The sequence below is a fragment of the Marinovum algicola genome, from assembly GCF_900109145.1.
Classification (GTDB): Bacteria; Pseudomonadota; Alphaproteobacteria; order Rhodobacterales; family Rhodobacteraceae; genus Marinovum; species Marinovum algicola.
Genome location: NZ_FNYY01000032.1, coordinates 1 through 15789, shown reverse-complemented (window position 1 = coordinate 15789; position 15789 = coordinate 1). Strand labels below are relative to the sequence as shown.

General features: G+C 60.2%; 12 protein-coding genes and 2 pseudogenes. 13 read left to right on the top strand and 1 reads right to left on the bottom strand.

Annotation, left to right across the window (positions count from 1 at the left end; translation table 11 throughout):
- The first annotated feature begins 25 nt into the window (after positions 1-25).
- A complete protein-coding gene (locus BMW90_RS24200; RefSeq protein ID WP_074840116.1) occupies positions 26-919 on the top strand; it encodes a recombinase family protein in 894 nt (297 codons plus the stop codon).
- Between the two features lie 61 nt (positions 920-980).
- On the opposite strand, the pseudogene BMW90_RS27250 reads toward BMW90_RS24200, so the two are convergent.
- A pseudogene (locus tag BMW90_RS27250) lies at positions 981-1306 on the bottom strand (PIN domain-containing protein); the annotation flags it as partial.
- Between the two features lie 860 nt (positions 1307-2166).
- Between BMW90_RS27250 and repA the strand changes: the two are divergent.
- The 12 genes and pseudogenes from repA to BMW90_RS26910 all read left to right on the top strand — a co-directional run.
- The gene (gene repA / locus BMW90_RS24190) at positions 2167-3348 is read left to right on the top strand and encodes a plasmid partitioning protein RepA (RefSeq protein WP_074840114.1); all 1182 of its coding nucleotides are present in this window, start codon (positions 2167-2169) and stop codon (positions 3346-3348) included.
- Positions 3349-3350: 2 nt separating this feature from the next.
- Positions 3351-4322, top strand: coding sequence for a plasmid partitioning protein RepB (gene repB / locus BMW90_RS24185; protein WP_074840112.1), 972 nt, complete (start codon positions 3351-3353; stop codon positions 4320-4322).
- A gap of 272 nt (positions 4323-4594) precedes the next feature.
- Positions 4595-5890: a plasmid replication protein RepC gene (gene repC, locus BMW90_RS24180; protein ID WP_074840177.1), complete on the top strand. Its 1296-nt coding sequence runs from the start codon at positions 4595-4597 to the stop codon at positions 5888-5890.
- Between the two features lie 145 nt (positions 5891-6035).
- Entirely contained in the window at positions 6036-7130 is a 1095-nt protein-coding gene (locus BMW90_RS24175; protein WP_074840110.1) for a Fic family protein, read from the top strand.
- A 309-nt stretch (positions 7131-7439) separates the two neighbouring features.
- Positions 7440-7925, top strand: coding sequence for a hypothetical protein (locus BMW90_RS24170; protein ID WP_074840108.1), 486 nt, complete (start codon positions 7440-7442; stop codon positions 7923-7925).
- 40 nt (positions 7926-7965) lie between these two features.
- Positions 7966-8898 carry an ArdC family protein gene (locus tag BMW90_RS24165; RefSeq protein WP_074840106.1) on the top strand — a complete coding sequence of 311 codons (933 nt, stop codon included), beginning with the start codon at positions 7966-7968 and terminating at the stop codon, positions 8896-8898.
- A 70-nt stretch (positions 8899-8968) separates the two neighbouring features.
- Complete coding sequence (locus BMW90_RS24160) at positions 8969-9358, top strand: DUF3768 domain-containing protein (RefSeq protein ID WP_074840104.1); 390 nt, start codon at positions 8969-8971, stop codon at positions 9356-9358.
- Positions 9359-9515: 157 nt separating this feature from the next.
- Positions 9516-11489 carry a ParB/RepB/Spo0J family partition protein gene (locus BMW90_RS24155; protein ID WP_074840102.1) on the top strand — a complete coding sequence of 658 codons (1974 nt, stop codon included), beginning with the start codon at positions 9516-9518 and terminating at the stop codon, positions 11487-11489.
- Between the two features lie 77 nt (positions 11490-11566).
- On the top strand, positions 11567-12160 hold the full coding sequence (locus tag BMW90_RS24150) for a regulator (protein ID WP_074840100.1): 594 nt from the start codon (positions 11567-11569) through the stop codon (positions 12158-12160).
- Positions 12160-12816 (top strand): DUF6927 domain-containing protein, encoded by a 657-nt coding sequence (locus tag BMW90_RS24145; protein WP_074840098.1) that lies wholly within the window; start codon positions 12160-12162, stop codon positions 12814-12816. The genes BMW90_RS24150 and BMW90_RS24145 overlap by 1 nt, the downstream gene beginning before the upstream one ends.
- Before the next feature lie 111 nt (positions 12817-12927).
- Complete coding sequence (locus tag BMW90_RS24140; protein ID WP_074840096.1) at positions 12928-15492, top strand: strawberry notch-like NTP hydrolase domain-containing protein; 2565 nt, start codon at positions 12928-12930, stop codon at positions 15490-15492.
- 68 nt (positions 15493-15560) lie between these two features.
- Positions 15561-15789 (top strand): annotated as a pseudogene (locus BMW90_RS26910) (tyrosine-type recombinase/integrase); the annotation flags it as partial.

Below are 15789 nucleotides of genomic sequence, written 5' to 3'. Positions count from 1 at the left end.
TCTTAAATTGCAAAGGGCCCGTTTTATGCCCCTGATAGGCTACGCGCGCGTTTCCACAGACGATCAGACCCCCCTGCCCCAGTCTGAGGCCCTGCAAACTGCGGGATGTGTCGAGATCCATGAAGAGCACGCCTCAGGCGGCAATCGAGCGCGGCTGGTGCTTGCCCGCGTGCTGGAGCGCATCAGCAAAGGCGACACGCTGGTTGTTGTTCGGATCGACCGGCTCGCGCGGTCTCTTTCGCATCTACTGGAGGTGATCGAACATCTGGAGGCCAAGGGTGCCTTCTTCCGCTCGCTCCAGGACCCGATCGACACGTCCTCCCCCCAAGGCAAGTTCACGTTGCAGGTTCTCGGCGCCGCGGCCGAGTTCGAGCGCGCCCTGATCTGCGAACGTACCAAGGCCGGGCTTGCCTCTGCGCGCGCCAAGGGTCGCGTGGGCGGCAACCCCGGGCTTCGCGCAAAGGACCCCGCCGCGCTGCGCAAAGTACGGCTGGCACGACAGGACGGCTATATGGAGCGCTTGAGCGAGACCGCGCAGGACTGGGTGCCCCATGTGCGCCGCCTGCGGCCCGATATGGCCTGGGAAGATGTGCTGCGGATCATCAACGGCCCCCTGCCCCATGATGGGCACTGGACTCAGAGCCGCCTTCTGCGCGCCGTGAAAGCCTATGTGCGCGACGGGTTCCTGCCCGCCGAGGTTCTGGGCCGCGCCGGACGTCGCGAAACCGACGACCGCCTGCCCGCCATCGTCGCTGGCATCAAGGGCGCGGACCCCGACATCACGCTTCAGGCGATATGTGACCGGCTAGAGGCGATGCGCGAACGCACCCCGCGTGGACGCGCCAGTTGGCAGCCGTCGTCCGTGAGGATGCTGCTGGAACGGGCGGAGAAGTTGGGTTTGCTGAAGCCCGCGCAATAATCACAACCTTGCAATTCTTCCATTCGATGGAACGATTGCGAGGTTGCCGCCCGTTTTGCGGTCAGGAGAATGGATTGATGATGCGCAACTGCTCTTCCACGAGTAATCCGTCGTGCATGTCCTCGCACCACAGTGTCGTGCATCCGGCGATCAGCGCGGCAGCCACGATCACCGCGTCATGGACCGAGAACTGATACTTCTCCGTTATGGCGCGACCCACCTGATGGGTTTGGATCGTCAGATCCTCGACCAGGCACAAGGACTGGATGCCCGCGAGACAAGCTCCGGTGTCGTCACAGCTGAACCCGCTTGCCTCCGGCAATTGATAAGCGCTTCGATCAGGACCTGGACATTGATCCGGGGCCCCTGCCCTAGTATTTCGTCGGCGGGTGTTCCTGCACCTTTGAGCTTCGCAAGGCAACTGCCATCGATGTTCAACGTGGATCATCTGGACAGCGAAACTGGGCGCAACCTGCCCCCAGAAAGCTGGTGAAGGAGTTGCGTCATTGAGCCGTAGTTTGGGCGGCGGCAAGCACGGTATCCGCTCTTCATTTCCAGCGCTTTTTCGAAGCGGCCGAGCGAGCGCATCGGCTGTAGGGAGTGCGGACCGTTCGTTCTACGGACAAACTCGGGAACTTAAATTGCCACGGATCGCCACTCATCCGTCCTAAACAACGAGGGCTCAACTAGCAGGTCTTGAGGTCCGGCGAGGTGTAGTCGAACTAGTTCTATCTACGCGGTGCTCTACGTCGAATATTGTTCCTGCCGGGAAAGCAACGGTGCCGCCCCCCCTACCCTGCTGGGCACCGTTGACGCGCCAGACGTCAGGGTCTTAACCAACCTTGTTGATGCGATGCGAATGTGATCTCGGCGTTTAACCTCGGCTCTTGAGCATCAATGTAACTTCGACATTTGGCCCATTGGGGCCCTTGTTCCGCGGTAGATCTGTCGGTGCTTGGTTTCAATCCGCCTATGTGCATTGTCTCTCTCGCCAGCCTAATTTTCGGTCGAGGGACCGTTATCGGATCGGTTGGGAGCGACGCCCAATCGACGACAGATGTCTTGCTGTACCGCTAGTTCGTGGGTGCTGTTAACAGCTGTTAACTCTAGAGGGTGCGTGGCTTCCCTAGTAGCCCTTTGGTCCGACAGCACAATTTGTGGATAAAATCCTTGACTTAACATGGTGAATCACGGCCATTAGAGTCAAGTTGCGCAAATAAGCGCGTTCGAGCAGAGAAATAGCAACCATGTTCCAGACGGCACCAATCGAAGCGGCGTCTCAATCCGAGCTTACAAGCCAGATAGCAGCGCGTCTACACACCGCGCTCACGACGCATCTTCAGCAAGCCTACGCGCCCGATCAACGCAAGAATTTGAGACTATTCAGCGCTACAGAGACTGCTGATCTTCTAGGGGTGACCGGGCAATTCTTGCGCAAGTGCCATAGCGACGGGTCCTTGCCGGAGCCGGAAGTAATCAAGAACGGACGGCGATTTTATTCCGGTGAAGAGATCCTTCAAGCCCGCCATTTTTTGGAGGCTAGCTCTCGTAAATCCGGCAAATACCTTCCTGGCCGTCGCGAGGGCGACAAGCTTCAGGTTATTCAGCTGATGAACTTCAAAGGTGGATCTGCGAAGTCCACCTCTGCGATTCATCTGTGTCACTACCTTGCATTGAACGGTTACCGGGTCTTGGCGATTGACCTGGATCCGCAAGGGAGCCTCACGGGTTTTTGCGGGATTCAGACTGAACTGGAGTTTGAAGGGGCGTCGATTTACGACGCACTTCGCTATGAAGACCCGGTGCCGATGTCCGAGGCCATCGTAGAAACCTATTTCCCTGGCCTTCATTTGGCTCCTGCCCGGCTTGTTCTAAGCGAGTTTGAAACAGAAACTGCGGTCAATGCAGGTCGTGGCGTTGCATTCTTTGAGAAGCTCAGCCTGGCGATCCAGTCCGTTGAGGGTGACTACGACGTGGTGGTTATCGACAGCCCACCAGCTCTCGGATTCTTGACTTTGACCGGCCTCTACGCTGCGACCTCGGTCATCGTGCCGATGACGCCGAGCATGCTCGACCTTGCTTCCACCCAGCAGTTTGTCGAAATGACTTCTGCTTATCTTGGTGTGATCGAGGACACGGGCGTCAAACTCGATCATGATTTTTTCTCCTTCCTCATTACGCGGGACGATCCGAGCGATATCCCCAGTCAGCAGATCGTGAGCCTTATGCGCGCTCTTTTTCAGGATCGTGTTGTTGGGGCGACCGGACTGCGTAGTACGGCTATTGGCGACGCATCGATGCTCAAGATGTCGATCTACGAGGTTGCGCGATCCGAGATGACCAGATCGACCTATGATCGCGCAAAGAACAGCATGGATGCGGTTGGTGCTGAGATTGCGGGAATGCTTCAACAGGCTTGGGGGCGGTAATCATGGCTATGGGTAAAAACAAAACCGGCATCATGGCTGCGATTACTGCGGCGACTGAGACGCCGAAAGATGGGGCTTCTGATAGAGCTCATCGAACATTGCCGAAAGGAACCATCGGCTCTGTTCGTGCGGGTCTCGGCGGCATCCAGGATATCGATACAAATCTTATCCTAGCTTGGGGACCCAAGGACCGGCTGGATATCGAATTAACAGCTGTTAACAGCGCCGCATCGAGTGAATCGATCAAGGATCTCGCAACCAGCATCGCTGATGCCGGGCAGCAAGTCCCGGTGCTTCTACGTCCTTCGAAGGATCGTGACGGGCATTTCGAGGTCATCTACGGCCAGAGACGAATACTTGCGTGCCGCCATCTGGGGATACCAGTGCGGGCTCTGATCCGGACGCTCGATGATACCGATGCATTGATGGCGAAAGGCCTCGAAAATGCGGGCCGCGCTGAACTGAGCTATTATGAACGTGTTCGGTTCGCGCAAGCGATCCTGGAGCAGGGCTACTCGCGTGTGGAGGCGTGCCAGGCTTTGGCTATCAGCAAGAACACTCTTTCGCAGCTTGAGCGTATCAATCGGCTAGTACCCTTGGCTGTCGGTGAAGCCATCGGCGCGGCTCCAGGAGCAGGGCGCCCGAAATGGACCACACTCGCAACGGCGTTTGAGAAAGAACAACTCTCGGAGGAGGGTGTTCTGGGTGTTCTTGGTCAATCTGGTGATCTCGCCTCCGACGGACGGCTAGACCTCGTTCTCAAGGAAATTGGCAAACGAGGTAAGCAAGAACGATCTGTCGAGGAGCGCTCGCCCGTTCCCGGTGTGCAGATCAAAAGTGGTAAATCGGTGCTCTCGGTCACCGTCAAGCGGGCAGGGGAGAACACGAGATTCGCGAATTGGCTGGATCAGAATTTGGACCAGCTCATTCAGGATTCCTTCGATCGGTTCCAATCAGAGAGCCACGAAGGATAGCGGCGGTTAACAGCTGTTAACCGCCAAAACAGAGGCAATGAGCAGAAAGGAGAACGGCACCAAAAAGAAAACCCTCGAAACCGAAGTCCCGAGGGCTGCTGCGCACAAGGCGCGATTTGTTTTCACATCACAATCCTAGCAGCCCGCGAATCGCTAAACAACGAAAAACGTCTTCGGGCGAACAGGTTTTCTGTGCCTAGCTAAAAATGACGAAATTCAATAATGCTCCGCATGGAGCGACTGAGACAGGCATGCCTCAGAACAGTAGAGATATGTCCAATATCAACCAACCCTCGGGGTGGCGGAAGGCGACAGCCGGACTCGCCGTCGCTGAACAGCACGCACAGGCTGGTGAAAGAGCAGCCGTGCCCAAAACACAGGCCTTTGTCGCCGTGAAACGCGTCGGTGCGCATATCGGCCTCAAGGCAGGGGATATGATGCTCCTCGATACACTTGGGGCCTACACGCAGGCGCAAGATTGGGAAGAGGGTCAGCGCCCGATCGTCTGGGCCTCCAATGCCTATCTGATGGAGCAAACGGGCTTTTCACTCTCTGCGCTCAAGCGCCATGCGCGTCGCCTGGCCGAGATCGGTGTAATCGCCTTCAAAGACAGCCCTAATGGCAAGCGTTGGGGCCACAGGGACGCAGAGGGCCGTATCATTGAGGCCTACGGCTTTGATTTGTCGCCGCTGTCCGCTCGCGTAGAAGAGTTCCAGCAGCTACACGCAGAGCTGCAGGCTGAGCGCGCGCACTGTCAGCGCCTGAAGCGGCAGATCACTGTGGCCCGCAGGATGATCCGAGCGCGGATCGAGGCTGCGCTCAGCGGCGCGCTGAGAGGCCCGTGGACGCAGCTCACAGGCCTTTTCGAGGATCTTTTGGACCGCCTTCCGCGCAGGAACACGGCCTCTGAGGCACTGGAACGGCTTTTGGCGTGGTTCAAAGAGCTCCAGGAACGTGTAGAGGCCACGTACCTCAAGGCAGTTCGAGCGGATGAGGTTGTGGAAAACACAGCTGAAACCACCGAGCAAGTACTTCAGAAGACTCAAGAAATGGACCCCAGGGAGGTCATTTCCGAACCTCATATACTAATTACAAATCAACTTAATCCTGTAACCTGTAATTCCTCAGAAAAAGAGGAAACGGCGAGCGTGGTGCCAAATGCGCCACCGGAAGAGCGAGTTGATAGGGAGTTGGAAGATTGGGTGGCTGAAACGCGCAAGAAGCGCGGGGCAGCTCTTGATCTGCCGACAGTCATGCAAGCCTGTCCTGAATTTGTGTCGTGGGCGCGCAATATGGGCGGATATCTGAAGGATTGGGGCGATCTGCACCGTGTTGTGGGGCAGTTGAGGCCGATGATCGGCGTTTCTGAACACGCCTGGAACCTCGCGCAGGACCGACTTGGGCCACAAATCGCAACTGCGGCGCTGGTTCTCACGTTCGACAAGCTTTGCGCCGGCGAAGTGGCGTCACCGGGCGGATATCTGCGTGGGATGGTCGAGAAAGCCGGGGCAGGGGAGCTGCATCTCGAGCGCAGCTTCTATGGTCGATTGAGCGGGCAGGCTGCATAATGGGATGGGGACGCAGTTTTTCCACGTTCAGAGTTCCAGGTGGGGCATGCGGAGATTGCCGCCTGTATTCTCCGCAGATTTTGCGGCAGTTATTGTTGTCTTGACGAGATTATGCGGTATAATCTCCGCAAGGAATGCGCAAAATATGACCTACATTCACGAAATCACTGACTGGCCGCAGTTTTCTTGGGACAAGGCCAAGCTGTCTTCACAACTTGCCGCTGTCCGCCACCGACAAGGCAAGCTCTTGGGACGCATGGAAGGCCTTGGCTTTGATCTTCGCAATGAGGCGATGTTGCGAACTCTCACCAGTGATGTCGTCAAGAGCAGCGAGATCGAAGGCGAGACGCTCGACAAAGATCAGGTTCGGTCGTCTATCGCAAAACGGCTGGGGCTCGAAATCGGCGGGCTGATCCCGTCTGATCGCCATGTCGATGGGGTCGTCGAGATGATGCTGGACGCGACGCAAGCGTATGACCAACCACTGGACGCAGAGCGATTGTTCGGCTGGCATGCCGCCCTTTTCCCAACCGGGCGAAGCGGAATGACCCGGATCACCGTGGGGCAGTGGCGTGAAGGCCCTATGGAAGTTGTTTCAGGACCTATGGGTCGTGAACGCGTGCATTTTGAGGCGCCGGGAGCAGCACGGCTTGATACAGAGATGGGGCGGTTTCTGACCTGGTTCAATCAGGTCCCTGACACGGATCCAGTTGTTCATGCCGCAATTGCACATCTGTGGTTCGTCACGATCCACCCCTTCGACGATGGCAACGGGCGCATTGCGCGTGCGATCGCGGATATGGCGTTGGCTCGATCCGAACGCCGTTCACAGCGGTTTTACAGCATGTCGACCCAAATCCGGCAGGAGCGGAGCGCCTATTATGATATGCTCGAGACGACGCAGAAGGGCGGGCTTGATGTCACCGCCTGGCTCAATTGGTTCCTCAATTGCCTCGACCGTGCTTTTGATGGCGCAGAGATCATTCTGGAGGCCGTGTTTCAAAAGGCGCGGTTCTGGGAGAAATACGGAACGGCCAACTTAAACGACCGCCAGCGGGACATGCTTAACCGCCTCCTGGATGGGTTCGAAGGAAAACTCACGACGTCGAAATATGCGAAGATCGAGAAGTGTTCGCAGGACACCGCATATCGCGACATCCTGGACCTGATCGACTTGGGAGCACTTGAGAAAGATGACGCTGGTGGACGTAGTACCAGCTATTCCCTGTCAGCGAAGTGAAGAGGCTTGTCGCATCCGGTGCACAGGACAAGCACCGCCAGAAAAAATTGCCGATCTGAGATTTGCCATTATTTATTGATATAAATTCTAAAAATGGAACTCTTAGGTCTGGCATTGCCGATGTTCGTTGCCGATCCGGAGTTTCTGCGTGCAATGAAGAAAACTGGGGCCGTGCCGGCCCCTGAAGTTCTTTTCCCGGGCTGGTGGGGCCGGGAAAAGTGAAAGTGTCCTTCGGGTTTTGTGACTGACGGATGAGGGCTTTGGGGTTCCTCGGACGGGTCCGGGCCGGGTTCCGGTCTGTCTTTCCTGATGAAGGGCATTCCCATGCAAACAGGTGTCTTGCGCGTGCTGCGCGCGACCGCCGCCTCCTGGTGGCGGCACAAGGAACTGCGCCGAACTGGCCAGCTGAAACTGGCACGGCGGCTCGAACGCGAGACCGTGTTGCGCGATCTCGTCCATCTCAGGCAGGCGGCGACATTGTCGAACGCCCATGTGACCTGCGGCGATGGCGGGACGTTTGTCCAGCTCGGCTGGACCACCGTGTCGACTTTCGCGCCAATCGAGCGCTTTCCCTTGACCGCTCTAGCGGTCGCACGAGGCACGCCGTTCATCGATATTCGACCCGTCACCGATGTCATCGCATTCGCGAACCTGCCCCGCGTGACCCGAGACGGATCGGTCGACCCTGAACCTTGGGGTCCTGGCCGGGCTGTCTCTCTAACCGCCTACATCGACATGGTCGAAGAGCTTGGTGCCAGGATCGTCAACGATCCACGCCCCAGTCGGCCAGCCTGATCACTATCCCCTCACACCAACACTCGAAAGGAGGCCAGCCATGGCCCGTTCCCGCACGCCCAAATTCGATGCCTCCGAGGTCATCACAAACGAAATCATCCGTATCATCGAGCGCGGCGTCCTGCCGTGGCGCAAGCCCTGGACCGCCGGTGGCAGTTCCCGCCCGCTCCGTCACAACGGCGAGGCATATCAAGGCGTCAACAACTTCCTGCTGACCATGCGGACCGTGATGGCTGGCCACAGCTCGCCCTACTGGATGACGATCCCACAGGCCAATGCCCTGGGCGCCAAGGTCCGCAAGGGCGAGAAGTCCTCCGTGGTGGTCTATTACGGCCAGAGCCGGAAACAGGACAAGGCGTCTAGAGACGCCGACGAGGCCGATGGGGATGAGGCCCGCGTCTTCCGTTTCCAAAAATCCTATCGCGTGTTCAACGCCTGCCAGATCGAGGGGTTGCCGGATAGCTTCCATCCCGAGCCGGACCCGGTGCCTGAGCATCCGCCCGCTGAACCCATTCCCCATATGCAGGCTTTTTTTGATGCCATCGATATCACCACCGTCTTCACGGGTAGCGATGCCTATTATCTGCCACCGGTAGACAAGGTCTACATGCCGCCGATTACGCGGTTTCAAAATTCGCCAAATTTCTATGGGGTTTGGGCCCATGAACTGGGCCATGCCACAAAGGCGCGCCATCGCTTGAACCGCGACTACGGTCTTTCGCGGTTTGGCAACACAGCCTATGCGCGCGAGGAGATCGTGGCCGAGCTCACGTCGTGCTTTCTGGGGCAGGAACTTGGCTTCACGTCGCATACGCTCGAGATGAATGCCGCTTACCTCTACAACTGGCTGCGGGTGCTGCGCTCGGACAAGCAGGCGATTTTCAAGCACGCGGCCGATGCGCAGCGCGCCTGTGATTACCTTATTGCGCGATCGGAGGCGGGCAGGGCAGGGGAGGTCGACCAGGCCGCTTGAGGGGATGTGTGTCGGCAAAGGGAAAGCAGGCTTTGGGAAGGGTGTTTCAAACTTCTCAAAGGACAGACCCATGACCAACGCAGCACAGCCTCTGACAGACCGCCCAGACCCCGCCGTAATCGCCGCTCAGAATGACGCTTTCCGCAAGCTCGCCTGCCTCGGGATAGCACCAGAGGCGCCCATCCAAGGCCGGATGCATGTGACCCGCTCGCTCATGGAGGCGGGGGACGGTTTCATGGCCGAGGCGGTGAATGTCACGGGGGCGTTCGACACATTCGAACCCGAGAATGACCCGGAGGGCTGGCATGATTTCGGGGCGCTCGAGATCCAGGGTGAAACCGTATTCTGGAAAATTGATCTCTATGAGGCAGATTCCGATTTTCGCTACGGTGCCGAGGCCCCGGATAACCCGGAAACCACCATGCGTGTGCTGACCATCATGATGGCGCGCGACTGGTAGGCGAGGGGTAGCCTCAAAACCTATTTCTCAGCCTCCTAAGGCCCGCTGCCCACTCAAAAGGCAAAGCGGGCCTTTTGTCCTTTTGATCCCCGAACCCGGGGATTGGTCGCGCAGCAGGTCGCGCCGGCCGCACCCTACCCATCGAAAAGGACATCCCATGACCGCAAGCTTCAAACCCGTCTCCGTCGCTATTGGCGATCTGACTGCCCACCCCGCCAACGTGCGCAGTAACTCCCCGGAAACCTATGATCCCGAGAACATCGCCCATCTGAAGGCCAGCATCGCCGTTCTGGGCCTGCTCCAGCCGCTCCTTGTCCAGAAGCTCGACGGCAAATACGCTGTCCTCGCCGGTGGCCGGCGTCATGCCGCGTTGAAGGAGCTGGTCGCGGAGAAGGCCGCGAAGGGCTTCACGGCGAAGACCAAGGTCGAGTGCCGCCTCGTGCCGGAGGATTGCGACGTAACCACGGCCCTGTCGCTCGCCGAGAACATTACCCAGGCGCCGATGAATGCGATCGACGAGTTCGAGGCCTTCGCCCGGATGATGAAGGTCGATGGTCAGACGCCCGAGACGATCGCCAAGACCTTCGGTACCACCGTTGCCGCCGTGAAGGGGCGGCTGCGCTACGGCCTCATTCACCCTGACATCCGCGCCGCAGCCCGGGCCAAAGCGATCACGCTCGATACGATGAAGGCCTTTGCGGAGCATCCGAGCCAGGACGTGCAGAAGGAGGTCTTCGAGGCGCTCACGACGGAAGACAGCTATCTGCAGGCCTACACCGTCCGTCAGGCTCTCAAATCCCGCGGCGTGCAGATCAGCGACGATATCGGGGCTTTCGTGCGCGCGGACTACGAGGCACGGGGTGGCGCCGTTGCGGCCGACCTTCTGGAAGAGCATTCCGTGCTCGAGGATGCGGCACTGGTCGAGGTCATCCTGCTGGAGAAGCTCGGTGCCGCCGCCGAGGAAGCCCGTGCGAAACTGGGTCTTGCCTGGGCCGATGCGATGGTGCGCTATGATTACGCGACCATGGCCGACTACGGCCGCGTCTATCCCGGCCCTATTGAGCCTGATGAGGCCGCCCAGAAGCGCATCGATGAGATCACCGCCGAACTCGAGAAACTGCAGCTCGAGATGGAGGATGAGGGGCTCGAGGACGACGCCTACACGGCGCTCTACGAACGTGTGGACGCTTTGGAAGACGAAGCGCGCGATTTGCAGGAGGCCTACGGTGCCGAGGACCTTGCCCGCGCCGGTGTGATTGCGTCGTGGTCGGGCGGTCAGGTCACGCTCCATGTGGGCCTCGTGCGCCCGGAGGACAAGCAAGAGGCGTCTCAGAGCCCTTCCGGTAACCAGACCAGTAAGGATGAGCCCGACCCAGGCGAGATCGCCTATCCGGCTTCGCTGGCCGAGGATCTCAAGACCGAGCGGGCTATGGCCCTTGGAGCCGCGATGGCGATGAACCCTGAGGCCACGCTGGATCTGACGCTCTTCAAGCTGGTCAGTGACGTTCTGGCCAGCGGCATGAGTGTCACGCAGGCGATCAAGATCGATGCCCGCAAGGAATGCCGCAGCCATGCCAAGATGGACGAGATCGATGGCGCCTCGCTCGAGCAGGTGGCGGCGGCGCATGATGCGCTTGACCTCTCGTGGCTCGATGAGGCCCGGTCCCCTGCCGATCAGTTCGCCGCGTTCCGCGCGCTGGAGGCCGCCGAGAAGGCCACGCTTGTCGCGTATGCCACAGCAAGCACCACGCAGTCCTGCTTTGCGCGGGATCGCCAGCGCGACAGCCTGATGCATGATTTCGAGATCGAGATCATGCCCGACATTCGCGCACATTGGACGCCGAACGCGGCTCTGTTCAACCGCTTCAAGAAGGCCTGGCTCCTGAAAATCCTCGGCGAAGATCTTGGCCTTGCCCAGGAGGCGGTGACGCTGGCCTCGTCCAGCAAGAAGGAGATCGTCGCCTTCTGCGACAAGCTCTTCGCCGAACCCTTCGCCACTCTGACGGACGCACAACGCGCTGCGGTAGCCGCCTGGTGCCCGCCGATGATGCAGACCGCCGGAAGCGCGACGGACGAAGCGCCCACGGTAGAAATCTCGGAGCCTGACACTGGCGTCGCGAAAGCGGCCTGAGCGACCCTCTCGACCTGCGCAAGGCTCAAACACCGCGCGGGTCGACCCTTTCCCACACTGAACAGAAAGACATCCCCATGGCTATTCTCAAGTTCTCCGCGTCCGCTGTCGCAGCGCAGATCGCCCATGCGCGCGGCTGCAAGACCTTCCTGCCCAACTGGAACGGACCCGTGGACAGGCCCGCCCTGATTCTGATCGTCGGCAATGGCGTGCATCTGCGCTCGAACGGCATTGATGGCACAACCACCCGCATCGTCACCACCGAGCAGGCGGATCCCTCCTTCGCCTTCGCCGACGGCATGAACCCGTTTCGGGACACCGACTGGATGGCGCAGCGCCGCATGGCGTTTCGCGACCTGACCGGGCAGTTCTACACGGACATCCTGGACGACGTGCAGGTGCTCATCGACCGGGGGCAGGGCACGATCCGGCTCGCCACTGATGGTCACAGCATCCGCGTCTTCGTGCGCCGCGCAGCGGATTATCTCATCGGCGGAGCCTATGACGTGCCCTCTGGTCTCGGGGGTACCTTCCGAGTCATCCTCAAGGACGCCTGTGACACCTTCGCGATCGTCCAGAACTGCGGCAATTGCGAGGATTTCGACGCCATGCAGCCCTATCGCGTGCCGCTCGATGCGCTCACGGAGATCGACGATCGGAGGGCGGCATAGTGGGATGGCTCTTTTACACCGACCGTCGTATCAAATCCTACGCGGATGAGAAGGCGGAAATTACACGGCTCTGTACCTTCGAGACCGACAACCGAAAGACAGAACTGCTCAAGGCCTGCAAGGTGGGTTCGACCTGGTACGCGGCAGCGAGGGTCACAAACCTCCACGGATCTCCGGTCGAGGATGCGACCTATGTCACAGACCCTGACGGCTCCGTCACCTTCGGTGCCGTATTCCTCGCCCGATACGACGACGGCTGCTGGGGCTACAAGGACATGGAGGAAAGCGCTGGTCCCGTCGAGTCGCGCGCTCCGCTCAGCCTTCTGGCGCTGCTCTCGGAATTGAAGAACCCAGAGAGCTATGCCCATGCCTGGCGCCAGCGCTGTCGTGATTGGGCGTCGATTCCGGACTACCAGGAAGGTGACAGGATCAAGCTCGCCGCTCCCGTGACGCTCACAGATGGCAGTACCTGCCAGATCGTCACCGTGACCCACTACAGTCGGGGGCGGCAAAAACGCCGCTGCTACCGCATCGAGGAAACCGGCGCGCTCGTGCGCCTGTCGAAAGCGACGCTCGCTGGCTCGGAGCTGCTCAGCTCCGCGAAGGGCGCGGCAAGTCCTGTGCTGGCAGAGTTCCTGGCGGGGCAGGAGGATTGAACGACTAGACCATCAAGCACCGGCGCTTCCTTCGAGCGTTCTGCTCTTACAAAGTGTAGAGGGGGCTTTTTGTCTTTTGGAACTCAGACCCTGATCCAAAGGACAAACCCCATGGCCAAGCCAACCCCAACAAACCCAGTTCTTACCGTCTCCGATCCCGATCTTTCCACCGCTCTGAGGCAGATGGGAGCGGAGATTGATCACCAGCCCCTGCGCAGTTCGGCGCTTGCCCGTATCATGCGGGAGGCGTTCGGCGGCAGCGATGCCAGTGGCGCGTGGGACTGGCGCATGGCCTATGACATGATGCATGCTGCGGCTGTTCAGGTGCTGCTGCGTCAAGACGGCGCCGAGGGTGGTATTGCCGCTGCAAAGCTGCTCGCCTCGCGGCTCCTGACGGAAACCCGCCGCTCCGAGCAGCAGATCCGGTTGCAGCAGTTTTCCACGCCACTGCCATTTGCCGCCTTTGCCGTGCGGGCGGCTGCGGTCCGCAAGGGCGAGACCGTGCTCGAACCATCCGCCGGAACTGGCGCCCTGGCCGCTTTCGCCACCCGCGCAGGCGCCACGCTTCTGCTCAACGAGATCGATCCGTTTCGCCAGCGCCTCCTGTGCGCGGTCTTCGGGGGCGAGGTGACAGGTCACGATGGTGAGCATATCGACGATCTGCTGCAGACACTGGTCCTGCCCCAAGTCGTGGTGATGAACCCGCCATTCGCCTCTTCGATCGATCGGTCTAGGGATAAGCACATCGCGGCCAAGCATCTCATCGCTGCCGCGAAGCGCCTCGCGCCCGGGGGGCGGCTGGTGGCGATTATGCCGCCTGGGTTCACACCCGACCGTGATGCCGCGCATTGGTCGCGCGCCTGCGGCCTCTTCACGCCGCGCTTGGCGCTGACGATCCCGGGACAGGTTTATCGCAAGCTTGGCACGAGTGTGGAAACCCAGCTGATGGTCTTCGACAAGGTGCCGGAGGGTGGTGAGTTCATCCGCGCCACGGTGCGGGATCTGGACGACGCTTTGGCATATGTCGACGCCGTGGCTGCGATTCGGCCCGAGGCGCGTCTCGCCCAAAGGGCGGCGACGAGCCCTCACGCGGGGAGGGTCGTTCCAGTGCCTGTCACGCGCAAGCGGCCTGTTGCAGCGGTCGCGGCATCCAAGACCAAAACCAACGCCGCCGTTCCGCTTACCTTCACCAGTCTCGAGACCCCACGGGACAACACGCCGGTCTCGGACATCTATGCCCGCTACCGCCCGCAGCGGATCGAGATCGCGGGCGCTCGGGAACATCCCACGCCGTTGGTCGAAAGTATCGCAATGGCCGCCGTCGCGCCGCCATCGCCATCGCATGAGGCGAGCGAGTCATTGCGTCTGCCCGCCCGACTGATCGAAGAGGGCCACCTCTCCGAGGCGCAGCTTGAGACCATCATCATGGCCCATTATGCCCATGGGTGCGATCTGCCAGGGCGTTTTACCATCGATGACGACCAGACCAAGATGACGCGTGCCGATCATGACCCGGATGCGCGCGCCTATCGCCTCGGCTACTTTCTTGGCGACGGCACCGGCTGCGGCAAGGGTCGGGAATGTGCGGGGCTGATCCTCGCGGGATGGCTCGCCGGACGCCGTAAGGCCGTCTGGGTCTCGAAGTCCGCCACGCTCATCGAGGACGCCATCCGCGACTGGACTGATCTCGGCGGCTCGCCCGCCGACATTCAGCCGCTGTCGAAATGGAAACCGGATCAGCCCATCCCCATGGGCGACGGTATCCTCTTCGTCACCTACGCCACGCTGCGGTCCGCGGGCAAATGCGGCACCACGCGACTGAGCCAGATCCTCGACTGGATGGGCGAAGACTTTGAAGGCGTTCTCGCTTTTGATGAGGCCCATGCCATGCAGAACGCGGCAGGGTCCGAGCAGGGCAGGGGGGTCAAACCCTCCCAGCAGGGCCTTGCTGGCCTGCGGCTGCAACTGGCAGCACCCCGCGCCCGCGTCTTCTACATCTCGGCCACGGGTGCCACGAGCGTGCACAACCTAGCCTATACCGCGCGGCTGGGGCTCTGGGGGCAGGGCCCCGAATACCCCTTCCCAAGCCGCGAGAGCTTCGTCTCGGCGATGGAAGCCGGCGGTGTCGCCGCCATGGAGGTGGTTGCCCGCGATCTCAAGACGCTCGGGCTCTACACGGCCCGCGCCCTCAGCTTCGACGGCGTGGAGTATGACGTGCTCGAACACGCGCTCACCTCGGCCCAGATCGAGATCTACGACGCCTATGCGGGTGCGTTTCGAACGATCCACCACAATCTCGAAGCCGCGCTGACGGCGACCGGCGTCAACGACGCCTCTGGCGAGACCAATGCCTCCGCCGCACGCGCCTCGGCCAAGTCCCGCTTCGAGAGCACGAAACAACGGTTCTTCAATCATCTCCTGATGGGCATGAAGGCCCCGAGCATTGTCCGTGCCATCGAGGAAGATCTGTCGGCAGGCTATGCTTGCGTCATCCAGGTGGTCTCGACGGGTGAGAGCCTGCTGAAGCGCCGGCTTGAGATGATGGACCCGGACGATGAATTGGTCGAAGGCGCGCTGACGCCCCGCGACTACGTCTTATCCGGAACTCCGGATAACTACCAATATGCCGCGTCACCGTTATGCGGAGTTCGGGATTTCAACCTGTTGTTCTGCTGATTCATTTTCGGGTTTCCGCTTTGGATAATCATGATGCCTCTGCTCTCATCCGCAGAAGGACATCCTCCATGAACTCCCCCTCCAACTCTCCGCTCGGTGGCCGTGCCGGCGCTGACGACGTCGCTCTGGTCAGCGCCTATCTCGCAGACAATCCCCGGCTCTCGAAGGGCGCCGTGGGTGCCGCCCGGCATTTTCTGAAGTGGGCACGCGCCCGGAAGATCCCGACCAGAGACCTCGATGCATCGGCGGTGGATCGGTTCCTACGCCATCGCTGCCGTTGCGGCCGCTACAGCCCTT

Coding starts and splice junctions, on each gene's coding strand:
- repA (WP_074840114.1), top strand. CDS start 2,167: ATGTTCCAGACGGCACCAATCGAAGCGGCGTCTCAATCCGAGCTTACA.
- BMW90_RS24200 (WP_074840116.1), top strand. CDS start 26: ATGCCCCTGATAGGCTACGCGCGCGTTTCCACAGACGATCAGACCCCC.
- BMW90_RS24150 (WP_074840100.1), top strand. CDS start 11,567: ATGGCTATTCTCAAGTTCTCCGCGTCCGCTGTCGCAGCGCAGATCGCC.
- BMW90_RS24140 (WP_074840096.1), top strand. CDS start 12,928: ATGGCCAAGCCAACCCCAACAAACCCAGTTCTTACCGTCTCCGATCCC.
- BMW90_RS24155 (WP_074840102.1), top strand. CDS start 9,516: ATGACCGCAAGCTTCAAACCCGTCTCCGTCGCTATTGGCGATCTGACT.
- BMW90_RS24175 (WP_074840110.1), top strand. CDS start 6,036: ATGACCTACATTCACGAAATCACTGACTGGCCGCAGTTTTCTTGGGAC.
- repC (WP_074840177.1), top strand. CDS start 4,595: ATGTCCAATATCAACCAACCCTCGGGGTGGCGGAAGGCGACAGCCGGA.
- BMW90_RS24165 (WP_074840106.1), top strand. CDS start 7,966: ATGGCCCGTTCCCGCACGCCCAAATTCGATGCCTCCGAGGTCATCACA.
- BMW90_RS24160 (WP_074840104.1), top strand. CDS start 8,969: ATGACCAACGCAGCACAGCCTCTGACAGACCGCCCAGACCCCGCCGTA.
- repB (WP_074840112.1), top strand. CDS start 3,351: ATGGCTATGGGTAAAAACAAAACCGGCATCATGGCTGCGATTACTGCG.
- BMW90_RS24170 (WP_074840108.1), top strand. CDS start 7,440: ATGAAGGGCATTCCCATGCAAACAGGTGTCTTGCGCGTGCTGCGCGCG.